Origin of the sequence: Arsukibacterium tuosuense, from assembly GCF_900215315.1 — a bacterium.
In the GTDB taxonomy this organism is placed as follows: Bacteria; Pseudomonadota; Gammaproteobacteria; order Enterobacterales; family Alteromonadaceae; genus Alishewanella; species Alishewanella tuosuense.
In genome coordinates, this window is the sequence record NZ_OBEB01000006.1 from 111,716 (window position 1) to 137,350 (window position 25,635).

Below are 25,635 nucleotides of genomic sequence, written 5' to 3' on the forward strand. Positions count from 1 at the left end.
AATAATCAATGTGTGGTATCGTTGGAATCGTAGGTAAGTATCCGGTCAATCAGGCGCTGTATGATGGTCTGACAGTGTTACAACATCGGGGCCAGGACGCCGCAGGCATTGTTACCGTGGATAACAATACCCTCAGATTACGCAAAGCCAATGGCCTTGTTAAAGACGTATTTGAAACCCGCCATATGCAACGGTTGTCGGGCAATATTGGCATTGGCCATGTCCGTTACCCAACAGCTGGTTCATCCAGTACTGCTGAAGCCCAGCCGTTTTACGTTAACAGCCCTTTTGGAATTGCGTTGGCGCACAACGGTAATTTAACTAATTCGCACGAATTAAAAGAAGACATGTTCCGGCTGGCGCGTCGCCATATTAATACCACGTCCGATTCAGAGATCTTACTGAACATTCTGGCGCATGAACTGCAGGCGAAATCGACTATGCAGCTGGAACCTGAGCAGGTTTTTAATGCGGTTGCCAGTGCCCACCGGAAAATCCGGGGGGGGTATGCGGCGGTAGCACTGATCATTGGCCATGGCCTGGTGGCATTTCGCGATCCTAACGGTATCCGGCCGCTGGTGATGGGCAAGCGGGAAACTGCTGCCGGCACCGAATACATGGTGGCGTCGGAAAGTGTGGCACTGGATGCAGATGGCTTTACCGTGCTGCGGGATGTATCGCCGGGTGAGGCGGTATACATTACTGAGCAGGGCGAGTTATTCAGCCAGCAGTGTGCTGAAAACCCAAATTATACGCCGTGTATTTTTGAATATGTTTATTTTGCCAGGCCTGACTCAACTATCGATAATATTTCGGTATATGCGTCAAGAGTCGCTATGGGCAAGGTGCTGGGTCAGAAAATTAAGCGGGAATGGGCGCATCTGGATATCGATGTGGTTATTCCAATCCCGGAAACCAGTAACGATGCAGCGTTGGAAATTGCCAATGAGCTGCAATTGCCGTTCCGTCAGGGGTTTGTGAAAAACCGCTATATAGGCCGTACCTTTATTATGCCAGGTCAGGTTCAGCGCAAAAAATCTGTTAGACGCAAACTGAATGCTATCTGGCAGGAGTTTAAGGGTAAGAATGTGTTGCTGGTTGATGACTCGATAGTCCGCGGCACCACATCTGGTCAGATTATTGAAATGGCGCGGGAGGCTGGCGCAAAAAAAGTTTATTTTGCTTCTGCAGCTCCTGAAGTTCGTTTTCCTAACGTGTATGGTATTGATATGCCATCAGCTAATGAATTAATTGCTCACGGCCACGACGTTGAAAGTATTTGCGACACCATTGGCGCTGATGGTCTTATTTTCCAGTCGCTGCCCGATTTAATCGAAGCAGTGCGCTCACAAAACCCCGATATTAAGCGGTTTGAAACCTCGGTATTTGATGGCCACTATGTCACTAATGATATCGATCAGGACTATTTAAACCGACTGGATCAAACGCGCAGTGATGACGCCAAAGCCCACACGGCAATGTCGATGGCAACGAACCTGGAAACCTATAACGAAGGTTGAACCTGGTTTAATCACTAAATGTAATGAAAAAACAGGCGCCCTCAGGCGCCTGTTTTTTTACCTCACTGAATATGTTCAGACCGTCAGTGGGTGTATGTTGGGCCGAAACCTGACATCCATAAAATTACGGTTGTTGCCATCAGCACGGCCAGTAGGGTTAAACCGCCAGTAACGACTGAGCTGGCATAAATAAAACCGCGCTCTTCCGGGATGTGCATTAAAATGGGAACGCCGACGTAAAGTAAATATACTGAATAGGCAAGACCTACCAGCCCGACACTGACCACGAACCAAAGCTCCGGGTAAAGTGCCGCAAAACCTACCATAAATAATGGAGTAGAGGTATAAGAGCATAATTCTACGGTCTGAGTATAGGTGGGTTCTGCGCCAAAGGTATGCGCCATCCAGTGTGCCAGCCACGCCAGCGCAAACACGCCAATGATTAAGCCACAATACATTGCTACGGACATAATCAAGGCGCTTTGTGACGTAAGTTTAATCGGATCGCCAACGCCGATGCTCCAGCCTAAATGAACTGCAGAATAATAGGCACAAATGGCTGGGATCAGCGCCACAATCAAAATGTGGGCCATGCTATAGCGGAAACTTTCATGTCTGGCATCAATGGTATGCCATTCTTCTTTCGGGTGGGCATAAATGCCCCATAAATGGTTTAGTATCATAATTATTATCCTTATTACTACGCCCCTCAACTCGGGTAACCATGTTACTAAGCCACCCTTAACTCAGTTATGACTAAAACTTAGCCGTTCGTCAAGCAACTTGCACTAATTTTCAACAATGCAGCAGTCCAGATCAAACTTGGTGCTGGACTGCCCTTTGGGTATAATACAGTCACTTTTTAGAAGACAGTTCCCATTATGCAACGTAGTGAATGGCAACAACTATTACAACCTGTCAGCGACTTTTTAGGCTGTGCGACGCCAACCGGCTGGCTTGAGCAGGCGGCTCGACCTGAAAGTCTGCCAACGTTACTGCGGGATCATCTTATCTGTGAGTTAAAAGCAGCTCAGAGTGCCATGTACCTGATCCGTCGTTATGCAGTGGATGACAACAGTGCCGATGCGCTATTGCAATGGTTGAAACCTTTTGAAGACTTTACCTACCGGCAGCAGGGTGACTGGCGGGCGCTGGCCGGGCTAACGCTGAAAAAATCAATGATCCCAAAAGCCAGCAGCCGCTATGCTCAGGATTTAATCGATAAGATGGTGTTGCTGATTAAAGAGGAGTTGCATCATTTTTATCAGGTGCTTGAGGTCATGGCAGCAAATGGCATTGCCTATGAAAAAACCACATCCAGTCGCTATGCCAAAGGTTTACTGCGCCATGTCCGTACTTTTGAGCCAGCAGCTATAGTGGATAAACTTATTTGCGGTGCTTATATAGAAGCACGGTCGTGTGAGCGGTTTGCTAAACTGGCGCCGTTATTACCAGAGCAGATTACTGATTTTTATATCTCATTGTTGCGCTCTGAAGCACGCCATTATCAGGATTATCTAACCCTGGCGCAGCAGGTTACCGACACTGATATCAGTGAGCGGGTTGCGTTTTTTGGTGAGATCGAAGCGGGGCTTATATTAACGCCCGATCCGGACTTCAAATTTCACAGCGGCTGCCCAGCGGCACTTGTTAGTGCCCAGTCAGCGGCGTAAAAACCAAATCCCAGCTGTTGGCAGACACGGTTAAATAGCTACTTTGGCTGTACCAGTCGCCCAAGACATAACGCGCTGCAGGCTTGCCATTCACCTCTAGTTGATGCACTGCCGGGCGGTGGGTATGGCCATGAATCAGTCTGGCAACCCCATACTCTGCCATCACTTTTGGCACTTCAGTTGGTGTAACATCCATAATTTGCGGTTGATTTTGTTGGCTGTAGTGTTTTTTATGTTCAGCACTTTTGCGCCGTGCTTTAGCGGCCAAGCGCTGGCGGAAGGCTATTGGGGTTTTTAACAACAACCACTGCCACCATGGCTGGTTCCACCATTTGCGAAACTTCTGATAAGCAATATCCAGCGTGCATAAGCTGTCGCCATGCATAATAAGGGTAGGGGTGCCGTATAAGTCTATAACCTGCTGCTGCGGTAACAACTGCATACCGGCGCGGTCGGCATAGCCCTGGCGCAACACAAAATCACGATTGCCGTGAATAAAGTAAACCGGCACTTTGGCGCTAAGGGCGGCTAATGTCACCGCTACGGTATCCAGCAGTGGCTCGGGGTTGTCATCGCCAATCCAGACTTCAAATAAATCGCCGAGAATATACAACGCTTCTGCCTTTACGGCTTGCTGTTGTAAAAAACGCAGAAAGGCAGCCGTGATATCGGGCCGATCTGCAGACAAATGCAGATCGGCAATAAACAGCGTGTGCGGGTTTTGCATCAACGGCGCTTAAGCAAGCAGCTCGGCTTTTTCGATGACGACCGGCTCAACTGGCACATCGCTGTGGCCAGCGAAGCGACCTGTTTTAACCTGGCGAATTTTTTCGACCACTTCCATGCCGTCAGTCACTTCACCAAATACACAATAACCCCAGCCCTGGCTTGACTCAGCGCTGTGGTTTAAAAAGCTGTTATCGGCAATATTAATAAAAAACTGGCAGGTAGCAGAGTGCGGGTCGTTAGTACGGGCCATCGCAATAGTGCCTTTGCTATTAGCCACTTTATTGTTGGCTTCGTTTTTAATTGGGGCCTTGGTTTCTTTCTGATCCATATCGGGAGTAAAACCGCCGCCCTGGATCATAAAGCCATCGATTACCCGATGAAAAATGGTGCCATCAAAAAAACCGTCTTTCACATAGCTGATAAAGTTTTCCACGGTAACCGGTGCTTTATCGGCAAACAGGTTAAGGGTGATAACGCCATAATTGGTATGTAAATTAATCATTGAATCGTGTCCTCTGTTTGAATGGCTTTATTGTAACTCAGCCTGGGCATTTCATAAAGCAACGATAGCGGCTACCCAATGCTGGTGGTACACTAGCGGGCTGAATTATGAGCCTGTATACCGATGTTTTAGCTCTTTATTTATAAGTTAATATTTGTAAGTCAATTTTTTGGGGACGCCAATGCTACAGATCTACAATACCTTAAGCCGTAAAAAAGAAGAGTTCACCCCTATTGAGCCTGGCAAAGTGGGTTTGTATGTCTGTGGAATTACCATTTACGATTATTGCCACGTCGGCCACGCCCGCACTTATGTGGCTTTTGATGTGATTAATCGTTACCTGCGTTTCTGCGGTTATGACGTCACTTATGTACGTAATATTACTGATGTTGACGATAAAATTATCAAGCGCGCCGCTGAAAACAATGAAAGCTGCGATGCCCTGACAGCACGTTTTACCGACGCAATGCATGCAGACTTTGACGCTTTGGGTTTATTGCCGGCTGATATCGAGCCACGGGTTACCACCCATATGGCCGAAATTATCGCGCTGATTGAAACGCTGATAGCCAAAGGCTTTGCCTATGTTGCTGCAGATGGTGATGTATTGTTTGATGTCAGTAAATACGACGCCTATGGCGAGTTAAGCCAGCAAAACCTCGAAATGCTGCAATCGGGCTCGCGGGTAGAAGTGGCAGGAAATAAAGATGATCCGCTGGACTTCGTCTTATGGAAAGGCGCCAAGCCGGGCGAGCCGTTCTGGCAATCGCCGTGGGGCAATGGCCGGCCGGGCTGGCATATTGAATGTTCAGCGATGAGTGCCAAGCACTTAGGCGAGCATTTTGATATTCACGGCGGCGGTTCAGACTTACAATTCCCGCACCACGAGAACGAAATTGCCCAGTCTACCTGTGCCCACGGTCATAAGTACGTTAATACCTGGATCCACACCGGTATGGTGCAGGTAGATAAAGAAAAAATGTCGAAATCTTTAGGCAACTTCTTTACCGTGAAAGACGTGCTGGCGGAATACAACGCCGAGGCGGTACGCTACTTTTTATTATCCAGCCATTATCGCAGCCAGTTAAATTACTCTGCTGAGAATTTAACTCAGGCTCATGCTGCACTAGGGCGCTTATACACGGCACTGCGTAATGTTACGCCAAGCCACAGTATTGATTTAAAAAGCCCGTACATCGCCCAGTTTAAAGCCGCGATGGACGATGATTTCAATACCCCGGAAGCCTTGCCGGTGTTGTTTGAACTGGCCCGCGAAGTAAACCGCTTTAAAGAAACGGAGCCGGCCAAAGCGGCTGAGTTAGCCGCTTTATTAACCCTGTTAGCGGGTGCCTTAGGCTTGCTGCAAGGTGATGCTGAGCAGTTTTTACAAAGCGGTGCATCAGATGATGATGTTGCTGAGATTGAAGCACTAATCGCCCAGCGTAACACCGCCCGAGCGAACAAAGACTGGGCAGCAGCAGACGCCGCCCGCGATGCGTTAACGGCCAAAGGGATTATTGTCGAAGATAAAAACGGCGTAACCAGCTGGCGTAAAGGCTGATTACGTTAAAGTATTAAAAAAACCGCCTGTTGGCGGTTTTTTTAATACTTTAATCTACCATCGCCACTAAGTCTGAGCGAATAAACTTAGACAACACAGCTTGATGTTGCTGGGCCCATAAGCTTATTGCCTGGCTGTCATCAGTGGTTATTTGTTCAAGAAAAGCACTGGATAATGCCTGGGTGGCGGCTTTGATCACCTGCTGCTGTGGCTTAGTATCTTTACTGCCACGCCAGCCTGAAAAAATATTGTGGCTACCTGAGCTAAACACCGCCAGCACTTTGTAGCTGCTGGCCATGGCGTAATATAATTCAAACCTGTCTTGTGGTGATGAATAATAACCCGGCACCCGAATTTCATCTTCGGTGGTAGTGATATGCAAAGTGGGAATGTTCACGTCAGCCAGCACTTTATCCAGCGGTTGATCATTATAAAAAGGAGGGGCTGAAATTAAAATAGCCGCTTTGATGCGATCATCTTTCAGGCTGACCAGGCTGCCGTTTTGCTCAACTTGTGCACCGCTTAATAACATTGAGGTATTGGCACCATACGAGTGGCCGGCCATTACAATATTCTGGTTATCAAAATCAGCGGCATGGCCAGACGCTAATATCTGGTCCAAAGCAAACTTCACATCCTGAACTCTGGCTAAGGCTTCTGCTGTGTCCGCCGCGTCCATCAATCGAAAAGCTAGCGTTAGTCTGCTGCCTCGCCAGACTTTTCGGTCACTGCCGTCATGCTGCACATGTAAGCTGGCATAGCCCTGACTGGCCCAATACTGACCGAGATAAGCGTAACGCTCTTTCGAACCGCCTAAGCCATGAGAAAACACAATTAATGCTTTGGCTTTTTGCTGACGTGCGGGTTTAAACAACAACGCTGGCACAACCCGATCTCTGCTTTGGTCCAGCCAGTCGAAACTGGTTTCTTCAATATTCAGCCACAAGCGCTTAGCGACTTCAGCCGAGTATTTTACAGAGGGCAGATTCAGTTGCTGTTGCCAGACAACATTATCTGTTGCCTGCTTTTGAGCGCATCCGGTTAAAGATATCAGCAAAGCAGCAATAAACGCGGTGGCGCCGAATGCTTTAATCATGATATGAGATCGCATAAAAGTCCTCTTTGCTGAAACTAACACATTTAGTACGCTGAAAAGTGGTTTGGGGTTTGGTTGGGTCAGTATACGCTAACGGTCGTCTCTATTTGACACCCTTGCTAAATGAGTAAAAAAGGAATAATTTATACTCATGCATGTGTTTGAATTTGATAACGACAAAAGTCAGTCGAACCTCGTTAAGCATGGGATCGACTTTTACGATGCCCAAGCTTTATGGCAGGATCAGGATTTACTTGAAGTTCAGGCGATATCAAGTGATGAACCTCGATACGTTGTCATTGGGCTGATTGGGGCGAAGCACTGGTCAGCTGTTATCACTTACCGCGGCCAGAACATTCGTATTATTTCGGTAAGACGTTCGCGTAAGAGAGAGGTAGAGTTGTATGAAAGCTAAAGATTTTGATACCAAGTTTGATGAAGGTACTAAAGACATTATTGATGATCTGGTTGTTAAGTCTGCACGGCGGGTAAATCAGGAAGCAAAGCGCATTAATGTTGATTTTCCCGCGTGGGTGGTTGAATCACTGGACCGCGAAGCTGCACGCATTGGCGTTACTCGTCAGTCAATTATCAAGGTGTGGTTAGTGGAGCGTCTGCGCGCTGAAGCTGCTAACAATTCGCTGAAAAGTGACACCGCAAGTGGCGCGCATTAACAGAGCATTGACGGGTATGAAGGCCTCTTTTCAGCGGTTCCAGTTTGTAGTCTCTTACTTGTGACGGCTTGACACGGCGCATTCGCATGAAAACAATCTATCAACATTTATTAACTGGAATAATTTTGGAATGAGTTGGTTTGGCGGTAAGAAAACAAGCCACCATAGAACATGGATATTTATTGGGCTAGTGCTCACTTTGGTCGCGGTTATTAAATTTGGGGTTCGATCCGCGAACGAACGGCCTGAGAGGGCAAGCAATTCGTACGTGCAGTCTAACCTGCCTGAGCAAAGTATAGTTAAAACGCAAAAAAACTCCGCTTCAGAACACAACGTTTCTGATGCAGCAGTAAAATTCGATACGCCCGATTATGCTCAGTGTGAGCAGTTTATCCAGGAGTTTCACTCAGAGAGTTTTAGTTGGAGCCGCAAATATCACCGGGATTGGGCGAGCTACCTGGAACAAGGATACTCACTGGATGAAATTACATTGGCGGTAGAGCGCTTCGCTAACTCAAACTTTGCAGCGAGTTTCCGGGTTAAGCAACTGCGCAAGGGCACTGAATTCGCGTTTTCGAATCAACAGTTAAATGAGCAACTTCGTCAGCAATTTCCAGAGCTGGCAGATTCTGGTCTTTCAATTGAACTGAAAGTTCCACTTACTGCGTTGGCCTCATTTGCGACGATGACTGACGAGGAAAAAAGGCAGGTTCTTGCTGAACACCAGGTCGGTGTGAACGATGTTGCTTATTTTATTAATTCGGGACTGTCCGACGAGGATATTCTGATGATGCTTAGCGACATAACTATCCCTGCTGCGATAGTCAGCTATGAAGGGATTGAAGCGATTTCTTTACTTGATTTTGCCGTAGCGGCTTCCCGGCCAGTGTTGGTAGAAAACTTATTGCTAATGGGTTTGTCACCGACCTCAGATGCTTATCTGGGTTCGTCTATGGAGTGGGCTTTAAGTCGTCTGACCTTTGCAAACGAAAATACCGAGGCTAACGCTGTCGAAGTAGTTAAATTACTCAAGCTGCACGGAGCGCAAGCGCGGTTTAAAGTGAAACGTCCAGAAACCATCGAGGGCTCTTCTCCACGCCACTTCTACAGTTTTAGTGAAGAGAAAATTGTATCTCTATCACAGAATTATCAGTTAGATCTTACGCAAATAGAACAGCGTGAAGTGCCCGCATTGGATGGACAGCATCCTCTGATTGATACTCTTGAAGCCGAGCGAGATGTTTACCTGGCTGCAAAGCTTGGCAATCCAAACCATCGTGAATTGCAAGGCTCCTGTCAGCGAATACTTCATGCAGTGGATAAACAGTGGCAGCCGAAATCGGCGCACGAAGTTGTAAACAGCATTGAGAAGTTGTATGGCGAGTCAGCAACGCGAATTATCAGTGAGTTGGCCAGAATTGATCCCTTGCTGGTGGATATATACCGGGAACGGCGGGACAGGCCAATTGCGGGCGTGCGAATACCGCCGGAAGCCATTAAACAAGTGCAACAAGGCGATATAAAGCAAGCGATGAGTTATTTGGAGGGGCACTCATATAGTGACAACGAAAAGCGAATGCTCATAATCCAGCTTCTGGGATTCAATGTTGAGTACTTTTCAGAGTTAAATCAGAGTTCATTATGGGTCGATGATCTTCAGTTTTTTGATCTTATGTTGCTACAGCCCAATGTCGCTTTGGTTCAGGCGCTTGAGCAAGCAGGAGCAAATTTACGCGGGGTGGACAGCAGAGAGAAAACCTTGATGTATTATGCTACCGAGCGATTTAACGTAAGTTTGGTATCGTTTCTACAGAGCGAGGGGTATCCATTTTCATTCGATGACCAAGGGCAGGACCCACTTCATGTCGTGCTGAGATCTAACCAATCTGGAGTCTCACGGCAGGATATAGAAACACTTGTCAATGTCCTGATGGCATACCACCCTGACATTGATGCTTTTCACCGAAGCAGAATGGCCGTTATTCAACTGAAATACCCCAGGCTTTATGAGTCGTTGATAAGTAGGCACCCTGAGCTTGCGATAACTGGTGATACCCCACTACCGTATGTTCGATAGCTAAATGTTCGAAAGCTGATAGTGCAACTTGGACAATATGATTAAATCGTGTGGTTTCTATTAACAGGCAGCGACAGTAATCGCTGCCTATTATTGTTTAGTGTTTATCATGATAAAGCTCGCAGGCTTCCAGAGTGTTTTCAATTAAACTGGCCACGGTCATCGGGCCAACGCCGCCTGGTACCGGAGTAATATAGCGGGCGTGTTTTACTGCGGCAGCGTATTCGACATCACCTACCAGCTTGCCACTGTCGAGCCGGTTTATGCCGACATCGATAACCAGCGCGCCCGGTTTTACCCAGTCACCGGGAATAAACTCGGGCCGGCCAACCGCGACCACCAGTAAATCGGCGCGGCGCACCTGGGCTTCCAGGTTTTTAGTGAATTTATGACATACGGTGGTAGTACAACCGGCCAGTAACAACTCCAGCGCCATCGGCCGGCCGACGATATTAGACGCGCCAACCACCACGGCATCCATACCTTTGACATTAACACCAGTGCTTTGCAGCAGTGTCATAATGCCTTTGGGTGTACAGGAGCGCAGCGATGGCATACGCTGGGCGAGGCGGCCAATATTGTATGGGTGGAAGCCGTCGACGTCTTTATGCGGGGTTATCCGCTCTAAGATGGCTGACGAGTCTAAACCTGCTGGTAACGGCAGCTGCACCAGAATGCCATCTACCGTATTGTCTTGATTAAGTTTGTCGATTAAATCTACCAGTTGCTGTTCAGTAGTATCTGAGGGCAGGTCGTAAGACACCGAGTGAAAACCCACTTCTTCGCAAGCCTTGCGTTTACTGCCAACATAAACCTGGGAAGCGGGGTCAACACCTACCAGCACGACCGCTAAACCCGGTGCTCTTTTTCCTGCCTTTACCCGGGCTCTTACCTGAGCGGCAACTTTATCTTTGGTTGCCTGAGCTACTGCTTTGCCGTCTATAATTTGTGCTGTCATGCTGGTGGGGTCTCTGTCACGTTTTAATGCCGCTATTTTCGCACAGCCGCTGCCAGAACTCCATCCTGAGCTGTTAAAGCTAATAAAGGTTCAAATAATCAGCAATCGACTGATTATTGCAAAAAAAGGTTTGACGCCTTAGGTGGCGAGCGTTAATATTCCGCCCCGTTGCAGCAGTGCAGCAAAGTCGGTGATTGGCGCAGCTTGGTAGCGCACTTGGTTTGGGTCCAAGGGGTCGCAGGTTCAAATCCTGCATCACCGACCAATTTTAAAAAGGTTTGGTATACACGTGGTTTGGGTACTCTTAATCCACGGGGCGCAGGTTTAAAGTCTGCATTACCGACTAATATTTTTTAAGCTTGGTAGGGCTATCGATATTGCGCCCGTAGCTCAGCTGGATAGAGCAACGCCCTTCTAAGGCGTGGGTCATAGGTTCGAATCCTATCGGGCGCGCCATAACAAGCGCAGTACAGTTTCAGTGGTGGTTGTAGCTCAGTTGGTAGAGCCCCGGATTGTGATTCCGGTTGTCGTGGGTTCGAACCCCATCATCCACCCCATCTTTCCCAGAGTTCTTATAGTCGGTGATTGGCGCAGCTTGGTAGCGCACTTGGTTTGGGTCCAAGGGGTCGCAGGTTCAAATCCTGCATCACCGACCATTCTCCCTGAAGTTTCAATTAGCGCACCTGATTTTGGTGTTTTTCTGCTTAAATTTATTCATTTCTAAATATCATCCCGCTTATACCAGGTATTCATCAAATCTATAATGGGTTGCGTTATGCACTCTCTGGTGTTGCGGTATTAACCTGAAAGATATTGGCTAAAACTGTAATTTAATTACAGTTTTACTGGTTGAAAAGTAACCAGGAGCCTGGTTGCATTTGGCATTTTTAATGCTAAATTAATGAATATTAATGCTTATTTCCTTTGTGAAAATGCTTCTCATGCAGTAGCGGCGGTGGTACCAGGGTAGCCTTTTTGCTATACTGCCGGCGGTCAAAATAACGGAGGAGTTATGATAAACCCAAGCTGGCGTCGGGTCGTATTGAAGGTGGGCAGTGCCCTGATTGCGCCAGATAACGAAGGATGTAGCGAACAGTACTTACGTCCAATCGCTGAATTTATCCACCAATGCAGACAACAAGGTCGTGAAGTTATCTTAGTGTCTTCTGGTAGTGTAGCGGCAGGCCGTCATCACTTTAATTTTTCGCATCAACGGGTGCCTATTGCTTTAAAACGGGCAATGGCTGCGGTGGGGCAAAACCAGATGATGAATTTCTGGACTAATTGTTTTGATTTTCCCTGTGCTCAGGTGCTCCTGACACACGGCGATTTAAGTGACCGGGTGCGGCACGTCAATATTCAAAATACCCTGAGGCGACTACTGGATCATCAGGTGCTGCCAATCGTTAACGAAAACGACACTATTGCTACTGATGAACTTAAAGTTGGCGACAACGACAATCTGGCGGCAATGGTAGCGACGGTAGTTAATGCTGATGCGCTGATTATTTGTTCAGACGTGAAAGGCTTATATACCGCAGATCCAAGCAAAGACCCGATGGCAACGCTGATCCCGGAAGTAAGCAAGATTGACGCGGCTATTTATAGTCTGGCTGGCGGTGCCGCATCGGCAGTGGGTACTGGCGGTATGCGTACTAAAGTTGAAGCAGCTGAAAAGGCAACCGCACAGGGCATTGATACCCTGATTGTTGATGGCCATCAGCAGACAACTTTTGAGTGTCTTTTAGCGGGTGAAAATCCTGGCACAGTATTCTTTGGCCAGCACAAACCGTTACCGGCTAAAAAACATTGGGTACGTCACACCTTGCGTGCCAAAGGTGAAATCTGGGTTGATGATGGCTGTATTGAAGCCTTGAGTCAGCATGGTGCGTCATTATTGAGCAGTGGCATTGTCCAGATAAAAGGTGAGTTTGATTCAGGCGATGCAGTAATTATTCGCTGTGCCAAAGGCACACGCCGCATTGCCAAGGGCGTAAGCCGTTTTAGTGCTACGGAGCTATTTTCAATTAAAGGCCAGCAAAGCCGGGATATACCAAAATGTTTGGGATACTGCCCAGCCGGCAGTGATGCTGTAATTCACCGTAGTGAAATGATGTTATTGGAGAAATTATGATTTCTGATGTTGCAGCCAAGCTGGCTGCCCAGGCAGCAAAAGCTGCCAAAGCTGTTGCTGTATTATCTACAGAACAAAAAAACTTTGTATTACAAAGCTTTGCCAACCGCATTCGTGAGGCCACTCCGGCTATTATTGCGGCAAACAAAGACGAAGTCGCTCAGGCTGACAGTAATGGCACCAGCCCGGCGATGATAGACCGGCTTACCCTCAACTCTGAGCGGATTGAAGCGATGGCCCAGGCCATTGAGCAAATTATTCAGCTAGCGGATCCAGTGGGTTTGACCCGACAGATTGAGCAACGCCCAAACGGCATCAATATTGCAAAAACCCGCATCCCGCTTGGTGTTATCTGCATGATTTATGAAGCGCGGCCTAATGTGACTGCTGACGCTGGTGCACTATGTTTTAAATCAGGAAATGCTGTTATTTTACGTTGCGGCCGGGAAGCGATTAATACCAGTCTGGCAATAGCAGCTGCTATGCGTCAGGCATTGCGCGACCATGATTTGCCAGAAGAAGTGATTACCATAGTACCTGACCCGGATCGGGAATTATTACTTGCCTTGTTAAAGCAAGACCAGTTTATTGATTTAGTCATTCCCCGGGGTGGCGAAGGGCTTATCCGTTTTGTTACGGAGCATAGCCGTATTCCGGTTATTCAGCACTTTAAAGGGGTTTGCCACCTGTACGTTGACCAGACAGCCGATTTAAACATGGCACTGAATTTACTGATAAACGGTAAGGTGCAGCGGCCCGGTGTGTGTAACGCGCTGGAAGGCTTGCTGGTCAATAAACATCAGGCAGCAGACTTTTTGCCAATGGTAGCTAACGCTCTGGCTGAGCATCAGGTAAAAGTGCATGCGTGTGGCCAAAGTATCGGTTATTTCAAAGGCGCGTCGCCTATTGCCGATAATGAGTATGGTCAGGAATATCTGGCACCTGAAATTGCCATTAAAGTAGTAGCTGATATGGATGAAGCCATTGATCATATTGACCGGTTTGGCAGCCAGCATACCGAAGTCATTTGCACGGCTGACCAGGCCAACGCCGATCGTTTTATTCGCACAGTAGATACTGCGGTAGTAATGCACAATACCTCGTCACGTTTCTCCGATGGCGGTGAGCTGGGTTTAGGCGCTGAAATTGGCATATCAACCAGTAAGCTGCATGCATATGGTCCAATGGGGCTGGAAGCGTTGACCACAGAGAAATATGTGGTAACCGGCAGCGGCCAGATCCGTAACTGATACTTTTAGTTGTTTACAGTTGGCTAAACTGGCTGTGATATATAGTAAGTAGTCGGCTAACTTATTGAACAGACTTAGCTTTACAGGGTTAAGTCTGTTTTTTATTTTTTGTCAAGATAAACGGGGAAAACAAGCAGGGCTAAAGGCTCGACTATGTTGATTTAGCCCGCTATAATGCCGCGTCCAATTTTATAACAGGTCAGGTTCAGCTTAAGTTTTTCGAGTCCAGACCATACAAGCACGGCGTAATTCAGACGCCTGATTTTGATTTCGAGGTAGCAAGATGCAAGTTTCTGTGGAAACCACCCAGGGTTTAGAGCGCCGTTTAACTATTACTGTGCCGGCTGACAAAATTGATTCAGAAGTTAAAAACCGTTTACGTGATCTGGCTAAGCGCCAGCGTATCGATGGTTTCCGTCCGGGTAAAGCGCCGGTATCGATCATTCAGAAACGTTTCGGTCAGGCAGTGCTGCAGGAAGTGGCATCTGAGCAAATGCAACGCTCATTTTATGAGGCCGTTATTGAGAACAAATTAACACCTGCTGGCGCGCCAACTTTCGCACCAGGCACCTTAGCGGCAGGTAAAGATTTAGAGTTCGCTGCGACGTTTGAAGTATATCCGGAAGTTAAAGTAGCCAATCTGGAGAAAATCGAAGTAAACAAACCTTCGGTTGAAATCAGTGACGATGATCTGGCAAAAATGCTGGAAACGTTGCGCAAACAACACGCTAAATGGCAGGCTAAAAAAGGCGCAGCAGTGTCAGGCGATCGGGTAACAATGGATTTTGTTGGCTCAATCGATGGTGAAGAGTTTGAAGGCGGTAAAGCCAGTGACTTCCAGCTGGAATTAGGCGCAGGTCGGATGATCCCGGGCTTTGAAGATGGCGTAATTGGTAAAAAAGCAGGCCAGAAAGCTACCGTCGAGGTAACCTTCCCGGAGGATTACCACGCTGAAAATCTGAAAGGTAAAGCTGCCAGCTTCGCTGTTAAAGTAAATACTGTGGAAGAGCAGGTACTGCCAGAATTAAATGACGAGTTTGCTACCTTGTTTGGCTTAACAGAAGCCAGTGTTGACGCTCTGAAAACTGAAGTGCGTAAAAACATGGAACGTGAACTGAAGCAAACCATCAAAGGTAAGGTAAAAGAGCAGGTAATTAAAGGCTTGCTGGCAAATAATGTAGTGGAAGTTCCACAGTCATTAATTGGTGGTGAAGTTGAGGTACTGCGTAAGCAAGCGTTGCAGCGTTTTGGTAACAACGTTGATCCTAAGCAATTACCAGAATTACCGGCCTCGCTGTTTGAAGAACAGGCAAAAGACCGGGTGAAAGTAGGCTTGTTGCTGGGTGAAGTGATTAAAACCAACGAGCTGAAAGTTGACAATGCCAAAGTAGAAGAATTGATTGCCAACGTAGCCTCTGCCTATGAAGATCCGGCTGAAGTTGTGCAGTATTACCATAGCAACAATGAGTTAATGCAAAGCATGCGCAATGTAGCGTTGGAAGAGCAGGCTATTGAGTTGATCCTGACTAAAGCTAAAGTCACTGAGCAGGCTGCTGCCTTTGACGAGATAATGAACCCGCAAGCCACTAACTAAGATTGACTTATCGTGGTATGACGGTTTTAATGGCTCGAACAGTAGTTCGGGCCATTTTATTTTCCGGCCGCGCTTTTATTTTCCGGCAAAACTATACCGAGTTTATTTTAAGGGACCCCATTTTATGCCAATGTCACGCGATATGACTGACATCATGAACGCTTTAGTACCTATGGTTGTTGAGCAAACTGCCAAAGGTGAACGCTCATATGACATTTTTTCCCGGCTGTTAAAAGAACGGGTAATATTCTTAACCGGCCAGGTTGAAGATCATATGGCCAACCTGATTGTGGCGCAGTTGTTGTTTCTTGAATCGGAAAATCCGGAAAAAGATATCTACATTTATATTAACTCGCCCGGTGGGTCAGTTACTGCTGGCTTATCAATTTATGACACTATGCGCTATATTAAACCTGATATCGCTACTGTTTGTGTTGGCCAGGCAGCCAGTATGGGAGCATTCTTGCTTTCAGGCGGCACTAAAGGTAAGCGCTACTGCTTGCCAAATGCCCGGGTGATGATCCATCAGCCTCTGGGCGGGTTCCAGGGCCAGGCGACTGATTTTGAAATACATGCCCGGGAAATTCTGGGCATCAAAGAAAAATTAAACCGGTTGATGGCTGATCATACCGGTAAGACGTACGAAGAAATTGTTAATGATACTGAACGTGACCGGTTCTTAAGTGCACAACAGGCCTTGGATTATGGTCTGATCGATACCATATTAAGCAAAAGAGATGCGAAGTAATTAAAGCAGGGTGACCATTATTGCGGTCACCAGCGACGTTATAAGAGGTAGTTACATGTCTGATCACCGCACTGACGGCGATAAAAGCGGCAAGTTATTATATTGCTCGTTTTGTGGCAAATCACAGCATGAAGTGCGTAAGTTGATCGCAGGCCCACAAGTCTATATTTGTGATGAATGCGTTGATTTATGCAACGACATTATCCGTGAAGAAATTAAAGATATTTCGCCCAAACGCGAGTCTGATACGTTGCCCACACCGCGGGAAATTCGTGCCCACCTGGATGACTACGTTATCGGCCAGGAGCATGCTAAGAAAGTACTGGCGGTAGCCGTATACAACCACTACAAACGGTTGCGCAGCGCTCAGCACAAGCAAGAAGTTGAACTTAGTAAAAGTAATATTTTGCTAATCGGCCCCACCGGTAGCGGTAAAACCCTGCTGGCAGAAACGCTGGCACGGTTGTTAGATGTTCCTTTCACTATGGCCGATGCAACAACCCTGACTGAAGCCGGTTATGTCGGTGAAGATGTCGAGAATATTATTCAGAAGCTGCTGCAAAAATGTGATTACGATGTGGAAAAAGCCCAGCGTGGCATTGTTTATATCGATGAAATAGACAAAATTTCCCGTAAGTCTGATAACCCGTCTATTACTCGTGATGTATCAGGTGAGGGTGTACAGCAGGCATTGTTGAAACTGATTGAAGGCACTATTGCTTCAGTACCACCGCAGGGTGGGCGTAAGCATCCGCAGCAGGAGTTTTTGCAGGTAGATACCTCAAAAATTCTGTTTATTTGTGGTGGTGCCTTTGCTGGGCTGGATAAAGTGATTGAACAGCGCAGTGCTAAAGGTGCGGGTATTGGCTTTGGCGCAACAGTGAAGAGCAAGGAGAGCACCCGTAGTCTGAGTGAGTCGTTCCGGGATGTAGAGCCGGAAGATTTAGTGAAATACGGTTTAATTCCTGAATTTATCGGCCGGCTGCCAGTAGTTGCAACCCTGACCGAATTAGATTTAGATGCGCTGGTACAAATTCTGAGTCAGCCTAAAAATGCGCTGGTGAAACAGTTTGCAGCTTTGTTTAAAATGGAAAATGTTGAACTGGAATTCCGGGAAGACGCATTAAAAGCCATTGGTCAGAAAGCAATGGAACGTAAAACCGGTGCCCGTGGCCTAAGGTCAATAGTTGAGGGGGTGTTGCTTGATACCATGTATGAGTTGCCTTCAATGGAAGATGTCAGCAAAGTGGTTATTGATGAAACAGTGATCCGTGGCGAGACTCAGCCCATATTGATATATGAGAACAGCGAGCCGGAAGTGGCGCAGTCACACTAACAAAAAGGAGCTGATTCAGCTCCTTTTTTGTTTTCACAATTGAAGTTTGCCGTTTTAACCCCATATACTGGCTATCAGGTGTCGCCCGCAGTATTAATTCGAGAGATAATCAATGACAGTAGAACAAACTGAACGTTTGCATATGCCGGTATTGGCGTTGCGTGACGTCGTCGTTTACCCCCACATGGTGATCCCACTGTTTGTTGGTCGGGCTAAATCTATTAAATGTTTAGATGCGGCGATGGACAACGACAAACAGATTTTTCTGGTTGCGCAGAAAGACGCCACCCTGGATGACCCAAGTGCTGACGATTTATACCAAATTGGTACCGTCGCAACTATTTTGCAATTACTGAAACTCCCAGACGGGACGGTTAAGGTGTTGGTTGAAGGCTCAAAACGCGCCAAGCTGGCGGAGTTTACTGAAACCGAAGATGCCTTCGCAGCCCATGTTGAGCTGATCCCTTCTATTGATATCGACAGCAGTGAGCAGGAAGTGTTTCTGCGCTCTGCTATTAACCAGTTTGAAGGCTACATCAAACTCAATAAAAAGATCCCGCCAGAAGTGCTTACGGCCCTGAGCGGTATTGATGATGCAGCCCGGCTGGCCGATACGATGGCAGCGCATATGCCATTAAAGGTGGAAGATAAGCAGAAAGTCCTGGAGCTGGTTGATGTAACTGAGCGTCTGGAATACCTGATGGCGATGATGGAAAGTGAAATCGACATATTGCAGGTTGAACGCCGTATTCGCAGCCGGGTTAAGAAGCAAATGGAAAAAAGCCAGCGCGAGTATTACCTGAATGAGCAAATGAAGGCTATTCAGCGTGAGCTTGGTGATCTGGAAGATGCACCTGATGAATTTGAAGCGCTGGCTGCGAAAATTGAAAATGCTAAAATGCCAGTGGAAGTGGCAAACAAAGCCAGGGCTGAGCTGCAAAAATTGAAAATGATGTCGCCGATGTCAGCGGAAGCGACCGTGGTGCGCAGTTATATTGACTGGTTGTCGACAGTACCGTGGAAAGCTCGCAGTAAGGTAAAGAAAAACCTGGCTGCCGCCGAACAAGTGCTGAATGCCGATCATTATGGTCTGGAGAAGGTCAAAGAGCGGATTATTGAATATTTAGCGGTGCAACAACGCGTCAATAAATTAAAAGGCCCGATATTGTGTCTGGTTGGCCCGCCTGGTGTCGGTAAAACGTCGCTTGGTCAGTCGGTTGCCAAGGCTACCGGTCGTAAATATGTACGGATGGCGCTTGGCGGCGTGCGTGATGAAGCGGAAATTCGCGGCCACCGCCGCACTTACATTGGCTCTATGCCGGGTAAGATCATCCAGAAAATGGCTAAGGTTGGGGTGCGTAACCCGTTGTTCCTGCTGGACGAAATAGACAAAATGGCTTCAGACTTCCGTGGTGATCCGGCTGCGGCCTTGCTGGAGGTGCTGGATCCGGAACAGAACGCTGCATTCAGTGATCATTATCTTGAAGTTGATTACGATTTATCGGATGTAATGTTTTTTGCCACATCGAACAGCCTGAACATTCCGGCGGCATTGCTGGATCGGATGGAAGTTATCCGCCTGTCAGGCTACACCGAAGATGAAAAGCTGAATATCGCCAAGCAACATTTAATTGCCAAACAAATTAGTCGAAATGGTTTAAAACCGCATGAGTTAAGTATTGAAGACAGTGCAATTATTGGCATTATTCGCTACTACACCCGGGAAGCCGGGGTGCGAAGTTTAGAACGGGAAATTTCTAAATTATGCCGTAAAGCTGTGAAAGAAATCTTATTAAACGCTGATACTAAGAAAGTGGTAATCAACGCCGACAACCTGGAAGACTACCTTGGTGTGCAGCGGCATGATTATGGTAAGGCTGAGGATAGTAACCGGATTGGTCAGGTTACAGGTCTGGCCTGGACTGAAGTGGGCGGCGATTTGCTGACTATCGAAGCGGCTTCGGTTGTCGGTAAAGGTAAGCTGACTTTCACCGGCTCACTGGGCGATGTGATGAAAGAGTCTATTCAGGCCGCGATGACTGTAGTACGCAGCCGGGCTGAAGTACTGCGAATCAATGAAGACTTCTATGAGAAGCGCGATATCCATGTTCACGTGCCTGAAGGTGCGACACCGAAAGACGGACCAAGTGCTGGTATTGCCATGGTGACGGCGTTGGTATCGAGCTTAACCGGCAATCCGGTGCGCGCCGATGTGGCAATGACTGGCGAGATCACGCTGCGTGGTGAGGTATTACCAATCGGCGGGCTGAAAGAAAAACTGCTGGCGGCACACCGTGGGGGAATTAAGCGGGTGCTGATACCTCACGACAATATCCGGGATTTAAAAGAAATACCAGATAACGTAAAAGGTGACATTGAAATTATGCCGGTCAAATGGATTGAAGATGTGCTGGAATATGCTTTACAAGAGCCTACAGACCGCGTCAGCGTGGTAAATACGGCAAAAAATGCAGCAAAAAGCAAAAAAACTACAAAAAATCCGGCTTAGGGGCTTTTCATTCCCGTTGGCTGTGCTAAGTTATGGTCAGTTTCGACCCAGCCCTTGTGGAACAAGGGCTGCGGTTAAAGCGAAAAATTATTAGCTTGAAAGCGTCTTCTGCTTGCAAGACAACAAGATGCTTGTTATAACGAAGCGCAGTCTAGAAAAGCTAATAACTGCTGGTTGTAGAAAATAATAACAATTGAAGGGGATGATATTGTGAACAAGTCTCAACTTATCGACAAAATTGCTGCTAATGCAGATATCTCAAAAGCGGCAGCTGGTCGTGCATTGGACGCGTTCATTGACGCTGTTACTGATGCTCTTAAAGAAGGCGACTCTGTAGCTTTGGTTGGTTTTGGTACTTACAGCGTACGCGAGCGTGCTGCCCGTACAGGCCGTAACCCACAAACTGGTGCTACTATTCAAATCGCTTCTGCGAAAATTCCTTCTTTCAAGCCAGGTAAAGCGTTAAAAGACGCCGTAAACTAACTGGTTGCTAACCCCGGCGCGCCGGGGCGGCCTGTAAAGCACGGGTAAGTTACCGGGCTTCATTAAAAAAGGCGCATCTGTTAAGATGCGCTTTTTTTTTAAGACAACTTACCGTCAAGTTGAAAATAGAGATATCGCGAAGATGTTAGAGAAAATCAGAGAAGGCTCCCAGGGTATTGTTGCCAAAACCATTTTAGGTTTGGTCATTCTTACTTTTGCCCTGGCAGGCGTAGGCAGTTATTTAAGCTCACCTACCGAGGTTGCGGTGGCAGTCGTAAATGGTGAGGAAATTAATCAAACCCAGTTTGACCAAGCGCTGCAACGCGACCGGGCCCGCATGCAAGAGCAGTTTGGTGAGATGTACGACACTATTGCTGCAGACCCTGCGTACAACAGTCGTTTCCGGGCTGAGGTACTTGAACGGCTTATTGACGAAACCTTACAGCAACAATTTGTTCGTAAACTGGGGATCCGGGTAGGTGACGATCAGGTGCGGGATACCATCAGAAGTCTTGGCGAATTCCAGGTAGACGGTACCTTTAACAATGACCGTTACATCGCTTTGTTGCGGCAGATGGGCTATCAAAGCGCAGATTTCCGCGAAATGGTACGGGAAGACATGGCTGCCAGTCAGTTCCGGGCCGGTGTGTTTGCCAGTGAATTTTACTTGCCGTCAGAAATTCAGCAAATTCGTCAGCTTGAGCAACAAAGCCGTGACATCGCCTACTTTGTCGTCAAAGCCGAAGATTTTGCAGACCAGGTGACAATCAGCGAACAGATGATAGAAGACTATTATCAGATGCAACTTCCGCGCTTTGAGACTGAGCCAAAAGTAGCTGCAGAGTATGTCGAGTTGTCAGCAGCAGCGTTGGCCGAAGAAATAGAAATTACCGATCAACAGATTCAAACCTATTATGATGCCAATCAGGCACGCTTCAGCAGCGCTGAGCAGCGTCAGGTTGCGCACATTATGCTCGAGTCTGATGGTACTGACGAAGCCGTTGCTGCTGAAGCTGCTGCCTTACTGAGTGAGCTGCAGCAAGGTGCAGATTTTGCAGAATTAGCAAAAGCGCGTTCAGCCGATACCTTTTCTGCAGAAAATGGTGGTGTGCTGGATAGCCTGGAACCTGGTCAGATGGATCCAGACTTTGAACAAGCAGCTTTTGCCCTGACTGAGGCAGGTCAGTTAACTGAGGTTGTGCAAAGTGAATATGGTTACCACATCATTAAACTGGTGAGTCTGACCCCGGGCCAGCAGCAACCGTTAGCCGACGTGCGTGACGACATCGTTGAACGCCTGAAGCAGGAGCAAGCTACCGAGCAATTCTATCAATTGCAGACCAGAATGGCCGAGGTGGCATTTGAAGTGCCGGATAATCTGGAAGAAACGGCTACTGTGCTGGGTGAGCGTGTGCGCTCTACCCCGTTATTCAGTAAAGAACAGGCAACTGCGCCACTGGATTTTCCAGCTGTGATCAATAAACTTTTCGACCAGCAATTTGTTGATGATGGATTAAACAGTGATCCAATTGAAATTGGCAATCAACACCTGGTAGTAGTAAGAGTAAAAGAGTATCAGCCAGCCCGTACCTTGCCACTTGAGGAGGTAACTGAGCAAATTACCGCGTCTTTGAAAGTAGAGCAGCAGGCCCGTCTGGCTCAGGAACAGGTAACTGCGTTGCTGGCAGAGCAGGCTGACCTTGCCAGTCTGGCGGAGCAGGCAGGCGTAAGCTTGCAAACCGCACCAGCGACTCCGCGCTTTGGCGGCAGCATTGACCCGGAAATCCGTACTAAGGCATTTAAATTGCCACGACCCGTAGCAGGCAAGCCAAGTGTTGACTCGGTAACATTGGCGAGTGGTGATGTTGCTGTTGTTTCAGTATCAGCAGTGCAGGACGTTGAAGTAACGGCTGTGCCTGCAGAGGAAGAGCTGGATAACATGGCACAACGCCAGGCTGAACAAGGTTACCTGGCACTCGTTGCGGCATTAAAAGCCAACGCGGAAATAAGCCGTAATTTACGAGCTGCTACCCCGGAACAAAACTAACAGCGTAGATGCTCCATTTAGTAATAAAAAAACCGTGCACTTAGCACGGTTTTTATTTTTAAGCAGCTTCTCTTGCCAGCAAGCTAGCGGCTAACCGCCAGAGCTGTTAATGAGCTTTCTGGTATATTCGTGCTCTGGCGCTGCAAACACTTCAGCTGTAGTGCCATAGTCGACCGCGTTGCCCTGATGTAATACCAGAATGCTATCGCTGATATGACGGACCAGGCGCAATTGATTGCTGATCAGCAAATAGGCCAGTCCTGACTTTTGCTGCAGTTCCAGCAGTAAATTAACAATTTGTGCCCGTAAAGTCGGGTCAAGCGCCGTCAGCGCTTCGTCGAGGATAAGTAGCTTAGGGTCTAGTATAAGTGCCCTGGCCAGGGCTACCCGCTGCAGCTGGCCACCTGAAAACATATGCGGATAATATTCAGCATGTTCATCCAGTAAGCCAAGCAATTTTAATGTCTGAGCAATTTTGTAACGCCGCTGTTGCTGATCCAGTACAGTACTGAAGCATAAAACGTCCTCCAGCATCTGACCGACTTTTTGTGAAGGATTTAATGAACGGCCCGCATCCTGAAAGATAAAGCGGATAACATGATTATATTTTTTATAGTGACTTATTTGCACTGGCTGGCCAGCCAGCAGGATTTGGCCACTATCTGGCTTTTCAATACCAACCAGTAACTTAGCCAGAGTACTTTTACCCGAGCCTGTTTCACCAACAATTGCCAGGGTTTTGCCTTCTGCCAGGGTAAAACTGACGTTATCAAGTGCAGTGATCTGCTGCCGGCCAAACCAGCCCCGCTGTTTACTGTAGCCTTTGCTTAGTGCCTGTACTTCGAGTAAGTCGCTCATCAGCTGCCCTTAGTCGTTAATGGAAAATGACAGCTGAAATAGTGGCTTTGTTGACGTTCCAGTGCTGGTGTTTTCACACATTCTTTACGGGCATTGGGACAACGTGGACCCAGCCTGCAGCCTATCGGCACATGCTGTAAGGTAGGAATACTGCCAGGCAACGCATAAAGCGGCGTTTTGGGCGCTAAGTCCGGCTGAAATTCCGGCACACTTTTAATCAGGGCGTCAGTATAGGGGTGTAATGGTGTTTGCAGTACCTGACTGGTTTCACCGGCTTCAACCAGTTGTCCGCAATACAGAACGCTAAGTTTCTGAGTATAACGCGCCACACTTTCAAGCTCATGGCTGATAAGTAATATTGACATGCCTTTTAGCTGGTTAAAGCTGGCAAGTAAGCGAAACAGCTGGGCTTGGGTTGTGCTTTCCAATGCTGTAGTGGGTTCGTCGGCAATCAGTAGTTTTGGATTTTTGGCAATTGCCATTGCTATCATAACTTTCTGACAAATGCCCTCTGACAATTGATAAGGGTAACTTTGCAAAACCCGTTGATGATCGCGTACCCCGACCTTATGCAGCAGACCAATGGCTTTTTTACGTCGCAAGGCATTGCGACGCCACCACGGGCCAGTTAGCAGATGATCCGGAATCGCCTCTTCAAGCTGATCACCAATTACTGCAGTGGGGTCCAGGCTGCGGCTCGGTTCCTGATATATCATCGCGATATCCCGACCAATAACCTGCCGTCTCTGTTCCGGGGTTAGTCGCAACAAGTCTTTGCCTAACCAATGAAAACGGTCAGCCGTTACCAGCCAGCGGCGATTAAGCACCCCTACGATGGCTTTCGCTATCAGACTTTTACCAGAGCCTGATTCACCTACCAGACCACGGGTTTCGCCTTCCCGCAGACTGAGGCTAACTCTGTCAACCGCTCTGACCAGACCATCGGCGGTTTCCAGCTCAATGGTCAGATTCTTAATATCGAGCAATAACATTTAACTTTGCCGCCTTTTTAATATTGCGGTTTTTAAACCATCACCTACCAGATTAACGGATAGCACTGCAGTAAAAATAAGTAAGCCGGGAATGGCCACGCTGCTTGGTGCCAGATAGATCAGGTCAAGAGAATCGCTAATCATGGCACCCCATTCAGAAAGTGGCGCCTGAGCCCCAAAACCGAGAAAGCCCAGCGCTGCAATATCTAAAATAGCAGTAGAAATAGCCATAGTGGCCATAATGGTCAGTTTCTCCCAGATATTAGGTAAAATAAGCCTGCTGAATACGTGCCAGTCATTGGCGCCATCTAAGCGGTAGGCAACGACATAATCCTGTTTTAACTCTTCATCAATCGCATTGCGAATACCATGTACAAATTGTGGTAACAGCGCCAGCATAATAGCCCAGGTGGTATTCATTAAACCCGGGCCAATGATAGCAACGATAATGATCGCCAGCAGCAACGACGGAATTGTTAATGCTAAGTCGAGGATATGGTTAAATATGCTGGACTTAACACCTTTACTCATGCCGGCCAGGGCGCCGAGTAACAGCCCCATTAGCAGGGCACCGGCGACGGTGATAAGCGCAAATCCAAAGGTATAGCTTGTGCCTTTAATCATCCGCGACAGTAAATCACGGCCAAGGTCATCGGTGCCAAACGGATATTGTACCAGGCCTGCTGCACTCCAGGAGGGCGGTAACAGTAACAACTCATCAACTTGTAAATATGGATCATGTGGTGTAACAAAAGGGGCCAGCAAGCTGATAACAAAGAAGCTGATAAACAAAATCAACCCGGTCATTGCAGAATGTTGTCGTCTGAACTCACGCCAGAGTTGTTTAAGCGGAGAGCGGTTGTTTTCTTCGAGGTATAACCTGAACTTGCTCAT

22 protein-coding genes and 4 tRNA genes are annotated in these 25,635 nt (G+C 47.5%); 18 read left to right on the forward strand and 8 right to left on the reverse strand.

The genetic code is table 11. From position 1 onward, the window contains the following. The first annotated feature begins 8 nt into the window (after positions 1-8). Positions 9-1,520, forward strand: coding sequence for an amidophosphoribosyltransferase (gene purF, locus CRO03_RS13050; protein WP_097112077.1), 1,512 nt, complete (start codon positions 9-11; stop codon positions 1,518-1,520). An 83-nt stretch (positions 1,521-1,603) separates the two neighbouring features. Here purF and CRO03_RS13055 read toward each other — a convergent pair whose 3' ends face one another. After that, the gene (locus CRO03_RS13055) at positions 1,604-2,203 is read right to left on the reverse strand and encodes a Yip1 family protein (protein ID WP_097112078.1); all 600 of its coding nucleotides are present in this window, start codon (positions 2,201-2,203) and stop codon (positions 1,604-1,606) included. Between the two features lie 198 nt (positions 2,204-2,401). Here CRO03_RS13055 and miaE point away from each other — a divergent pair, with 198 nt between their 5' ends. Then, complete coding sequence (miaE, locus tag CRO03_RS13060; RefSeq protein ID WP_097112079.1) at positions 2,402-3,193, forward strand: tRNA isopentenyl-2-thiomethyl-A-37 hydroxylase MiaE; 792 nt, start codon at positions 2,402-2,404, stop codon at positions 3,191-3,193. On the opposite strand, the gene CRO03_RS13065 is transcribed toward miaE, so the two are convergent. Next, the gene (locus CRO03_RS13065) at positions 3,171-3,920 is read right to left on the reverse strand and encodes a UDP-2,3-diacylglucosamine diphosphatase (RefSeq protein WP_097112080.1); all 750 of its coding nucleotides are present in this window, start codon (positions 3,918-3,920) and stop codon (positions 3,171-3,173) included. The genes miaE and CRO03_RS13065 overlap by 23 nt on opposite strands. Positions 3,921-3,929: 9 nt before the next feature. Further along, positions 3,930-4,424 (reverse strand): peptidylprolyl isomerase, encoded by a 495-nt coding sequence (locus CRO03_RS13070; RefSeq protein WP_097112081.1) that lies wholly within the window; start codon positions 4,422-4,424, stop codon positions 3,930-3,932. A 181-nt stretch (positions 4,425-4,605) separates the two neighbouring features. Here CRO03_RS13070 and cysS point away from each other — a divergent pair, with 181 nt between their 5' ends. Further along, positions 4,606-5,985, forward strand: a complete 1,380-nt coding sequence (gene cysS, locus CRO03_RS13075; RefSeq protein WP_097112082.1) for a cysteine--tRNA ligase — start codon at positions 4,606-4,608, stop codon at positions 5,983-5,985. Between the two features lie 49 nt (positions 5,986-6,034). On the opposite strand, the gene CRO03_RS13080 is transcribed toward cysS, so the two are convergent. Continuing rightward, a complete protein-coding gene (locus tag CRO03_RS13080) occupies positions 6,035-7,096 on the reverse strand; it encodes an alpha/beta hydrolase family protein (RefSeq protein WP_097112083.1) in 1,062 nt (353 codons plus the stop codon). Between the two features lie 136 nt (positions 7,097-7,232). Here CRO03_RS13080 and CRO03_RS13085 point away from each other — a divergent pair, with 136 nt between their 5' ends. From CRO03_RS13085 to CRO03_RS13095, 3 genes are all read left to right on the forward strand, one after another. Then, entirely contained in the window at positions 7,233-7,496 is a 264-nt protein-coding gene (locus tag CRO03_RS13085; RefSeq protein ID WP_097112084.1) for a BrnT family toxin, read from the forward strand. Next, positions 7,486-7,755: a type II toxin-antitoxin system BrnA family antitoxin gene (gene brnA, locus CRO03_RS13090; RefSeq protein WP_097112085.1), complete on the forward strand. Its 270-nt coding sequence runs from the start codon at positions 7,486-7,488 to the stop codon at positions 7,753-7,755. The genes CRO03_RS13085 and brnA overlap by 11 nt, the downstream gene beginning before the upstream one ends. 130 nt (positions 7,756-7,885) lie before the next feature. Further along, complete coding sequence (locus CRO03_RS13095) at positions 7,886-9,832, forward strand: ankyrin repeat domain-containing protein (RefSeq protein WP_097112086.1); 1,947 nt, start codon at positions 7,886-7,888, stop codon at positions 9,830-9,832. A gap of 97 nt (positions 9,833-9,929) precedes the next feature. Here the strand turns inward: CRO03_RS13095 and folD are convergent, their stop codons facing one another. Next, positions 9,930-10,790, reverse strand: a complete 861-nt coding sequence (gene folD, locus CRO03_RS13100) for a bifunctional methylenetetrahydrofolate dehydrogenase/methenyltetrahydrofolate cyclohydrolase FolD (RefSeq protein WP_097112087.1) — start codon at positions 10,788-10,790, stop codon at positions 9,930-9,932. Between the two features lie 188 nt (positions 10,791-10,978). On the opposite strand from folD, the gene CRO03_RS13105 reads away from it, so the two are divergent. The 12 genes from CRO03_RS13105 to CRO03_RS13160 all read left to right on the forward strand — a co-directional run bounded on the left by CRO03_RS13105 (position 10,979) and on the right by CRO03_RS13160 (position 22,891). Continuing rightward, positions 10,979-11,055 (forward strand) — tRNA-Pro (locus CRO03_RS13105). 114 nt (positions 11,056-11,169) lie between these two features. After that, positions 11,170-11,246: transfer RNA gene (locus CRO03_RS13110), tRNA-Arg, on the forward strand. Between the two features lie 25 nt (positions 11,247-11,271). Continuing rightward, positions 11,272-11,347, forward strand: a tRNA-His gene (locus CRO03_RS13115). 22 nt (positions 11,348-11,369) lie between these two features. Then, positions 11,370-11,446: transfer RNA gene (locus tag CRO03_RS13120), tRNA-Pro, on the forward strand. Positions 11,447-11,802: 356 nt separating this feature from the next. Beyond that, positions 11,803-12,924, forward strand: a complete 1,122-nt coding sequence (proB, locus tag CRO03_RS13125; protein WP_097112088.1) for a glutamate 5-kinase — start codon at positions 11,803-11,805, stop codon at positions 12,922-12,924. Next, entirely contained in the window at positions 12,921-14,174 is a 1,254-nt protein-coding gene (locus tag CRO03_RS13130; RefSeq protein ID WP_097112089.1) for a glutamate-5-semialdehyde dehydrogenase, read from the forward strand. The genes proB and CRO03_RS13130 overlap by 4 nt, the downstream gene beginning before the upstream one ends. A 283-nt stretch (positions 14,175-14,457) precedes the next feature. Next, on the forward strand, positions 14,458-15,768 hold the full coding sequence (gene tig / locus CRO03_RS13135; protein ID WP_097112090.1) for a trigger factor: 1,311 nt from the start codon (positions 14,458-14,460) through the stop codon (positions 15,766-15,768). 142 nt (positions 15,769-15,910) lie between these two features. Next, a complete protein-coding gene (gene clpP / locus CRO03_RS13140; RefSeq protein ID WP_097112280.1) occupies positions 15,911-16,516 on the forward strand; it encodes an ATP-dependent Clp endopeptidase proteolytic subunit ClpP in 606 nt (201 codons plus the stop codon). Between the two features lie 55 nt (positions 16,517-16,571). Further along, positions 16,572-17,852: an ATP-dependent protease ATP-binding subunit ClpX gene (gene clpX / locus CRO03_RS13145; RefSeq protein WP_097112091.1), complete on the forward strand. Its 1,281-nt coding sequence runs from the start codon at positions 16,572-16,574 to the stop codon at positions 17,850-17,852. Positions 17,853-17,964: 112 nt separating this feature from the next. After that, complete coding sequence (gene lon, locus CRO03_RS13150; RefSeq protein WP_097112092.1) at positions 17,965-20,361, forward strand: endopeptidase La; 2,397 nt, start codon at positions 17,965-17,967, stop codon at positions 20,359-20,361. A gap of 210 nt (positions 20,362-20,571) precedes the next feature. Further along, positions 20,572-20,844, forward strand: coding sequence for a nucleoid-associated protein HU-beta (hupB, locus tag CRO03_RS13155; RefSeq protein WP_019674802.1), 273 nt, complete (start codon positions 20,572-20,574; stop codon positions 20,842-20,844). 142 nt (positions 20,845-20,986) lie between these two features. Continuing rightward, positions 20,987-22,891: a SurA N-terminal domain-containing protein gene (locus CRO03_RS13160; RefSeq protein ID WP_097112281.1), complete on the forward strand. Its 1,905-nt coding sequence runs from the start codon at positions 20,987-20,989 to the stop codon at positions 22,889-22,891. A gap of 90 nt (positions 22,892-22,981) precedes the next feature. Here CRO03_RS13160 and CRO03_RS13165 read toward each other — a convergent pair whose 3' ends face one another. From CRO03_RS13165 to CRO03_RS13175, 3 genes are read right to left on the reverse strand one after another with little or no spacing between them, the layout of a single operon-like run. Then, positions 22,982-23,749 carry an ATP-binding cassette domain-containing protein gene (locus tag CRO03_RS13165; RefSeq protein WP_097112093.1) on the reverse strand — a complete coding sequence of 256 codons (768 nt, stop codon included), beginning with the start codon at positions 23,747-23,749 and terminating at the stop codon, positions 22,982-22,984. Further along, entirely contained in the window at positions 23,749-24,741 is a 993-nt protein-coding gene (locus CRO03_RS13170) for a peptide ABC transporter ATP-binding protein (protein WP_097112094.1), read from the reverse strand. Before CRO03_RS13170 ends, CRO03_RS13165 begins: the two co-directional genes overlap by 1 nt. Next, positions 24,742-25,635 (reverse strand): ABC transporter permease subunit, encoded by an 894-nt coding sequence (locus tag CRO03_RS13175; protein ID WP_097112095.1) that lies wholly within the window; start codon positions 25,633-25,635, stop codon positions 24,742-24,744.

What these genes read in the sequence shown, in the direction of transcription:
- CRO03_RS13080 (WP_097112083.1), bottom strand. Translation starts at nt 7,096, where the DNA reads ATGCGATCTCATATCATGATTAAAGCATTCGGCGCCACCGCGTTTATT.
- brnA (WP_097112085.1), top strand. Translation starts at nt 7,486, where the DNA reads ATGAAAGCTAAAGATTTTGATACCAAGTTTGATGAAGGTACTAAAGAC.
- CRO03_RS13160 (WP_097112281.1), top strand. Translation starts at nt 20,987, where the DNA reads ATGTTAGAGAAAATCAGAGAAGGCTCCCAGGGTATTGTTGCCAAAACC.
- cysS (WP_097112082.1), top strand. Translation starts at nt 4,606, where the DNA reads ATGCTACAGATCTACAATACCTTAAGCCGTAAAAAAGAAGAGTTCACC.
- miaE (WP_097112079.1), top strand. Translation starts at nt 2,402, where the DNA reads ATGCAACGTAGTGAATGGCAACAACTATTACAACCTGTCAGCGACTTT.
- CRO03_RS13130 (WP_097112089.1), top strand. Translation starts at nt 12,921, where the DNA reads ATGATTTCTGATGTTGCAGCCAAGCTGGCTGCCCAGGCAGCAAAAGCT.
- CRO03_RS13095 (WP_097112086.1), top strand. Translation starts at nt 7,886, where the DNA reads ATGAGTTGGTTTGGCGGTAAGAAAACAAGCCACCATAGAACATGGATA.
- tig (WP_097112090.1), top strand. Translation starts at nt 14,458, where the DNA reads ATGCAAGTTTCTGTGGAAACCACCCAGGGTTTAGAGCGCCGTTTAACT.
- proB (WP_097112088.1), top strand. Translation starts at nt 11,803, where the DNA reads ATGATAAACCCAAGCTGGCGTCGGGTCGTATTGAAGGTGGGCAGTGCC.
- folD (WP_097112087.1), bottom strand. Translation starts at nt 10,790, where the DNA reads ATGACAGCACAAATTATAGACGGCAAAGCAGTAGCTCAGGCAACCAAA.
- clpP (WP_097112280.1), top strand. Translation starts at nt 15,911, where the DNA reads ATGACTGACATCATGAACGCTTTAGTACCTATGGTTGTTGAGCAAACT.
- CRO03_RS13170 (WP_097112094.1), bottom strand. Translation starts at nt 24,741, where the DNA reads ATGTTATTGCTCGATATTAAGAATCTGACCATTGAGCTGGAAACCGCC.
- CRO03_RS13065 (WP_097112080.1), bottom strand. Translation starts at nt 3,920, where the DNA reads ATGCAAAACCCGCACACGCTGTTTATTGCCGATCTGCATTTGTCTGCA.
- lon (WP_097112092.1), top strand. Translation starts at nt 17,965, where the DNA reads ATGACAGTAGAACAAACTGAACGTTTGCATATGCCGGTATTGGCGTTG.
- CRO03_RS13055 (WP_097112078.1), bottom strand. Translation starts at nt 2,203, where the DNA reads ATGATACTAAACCATTTATGGGGCATTTATGCCCACCCGAAAGAAGAA.
- CRO03_RS13070 (WP_097112081.1), bottom strand. Translation starts at nt 4,424, where the DNA reads ATGATTAATTTACATACCAATTATGGCGTTATCACCCTTAACCTGTTT.
- CRO03_RS13175 (WP_097112095.1), bottom strand. Translation starts at nt 25,635, where the DNA reads ATGAGCAAGTTCAGGTTATACCTCGAAGAAAACAACCGCTCTCCGCTT.
- CRO03_RS13165 (WP_097112093.1), bottom strand. Translation starts at nt 23,749, where the DNA reads ATGAGCGACTTACTCGAAGTACAGGCACTAAGCAAAGGCTACAGTAAA.
- purF (WP_097112077.1), top strand. Translation starts at nt 9, where the DNA reads ATGTGTGGTATCGTTGGAATCGTAGGTAAGTATCCGGTCAATCAGGCG.
- CRO03_RS13085 (WP_097112084.1), top strand. Translation starts at nt 7,233, where the DNA reads ATGCATGTGTTTGAATTTGATAACGACAAAAGTCAGTCGAACCTCGTT.
- clpX (WP_097112091.1), top strand. Translation starts at nt 16,572, where the DNA reads ATGTCTGATCACCGCACTGACGGCGATAAAAGCGGCAAGTTATTATAT.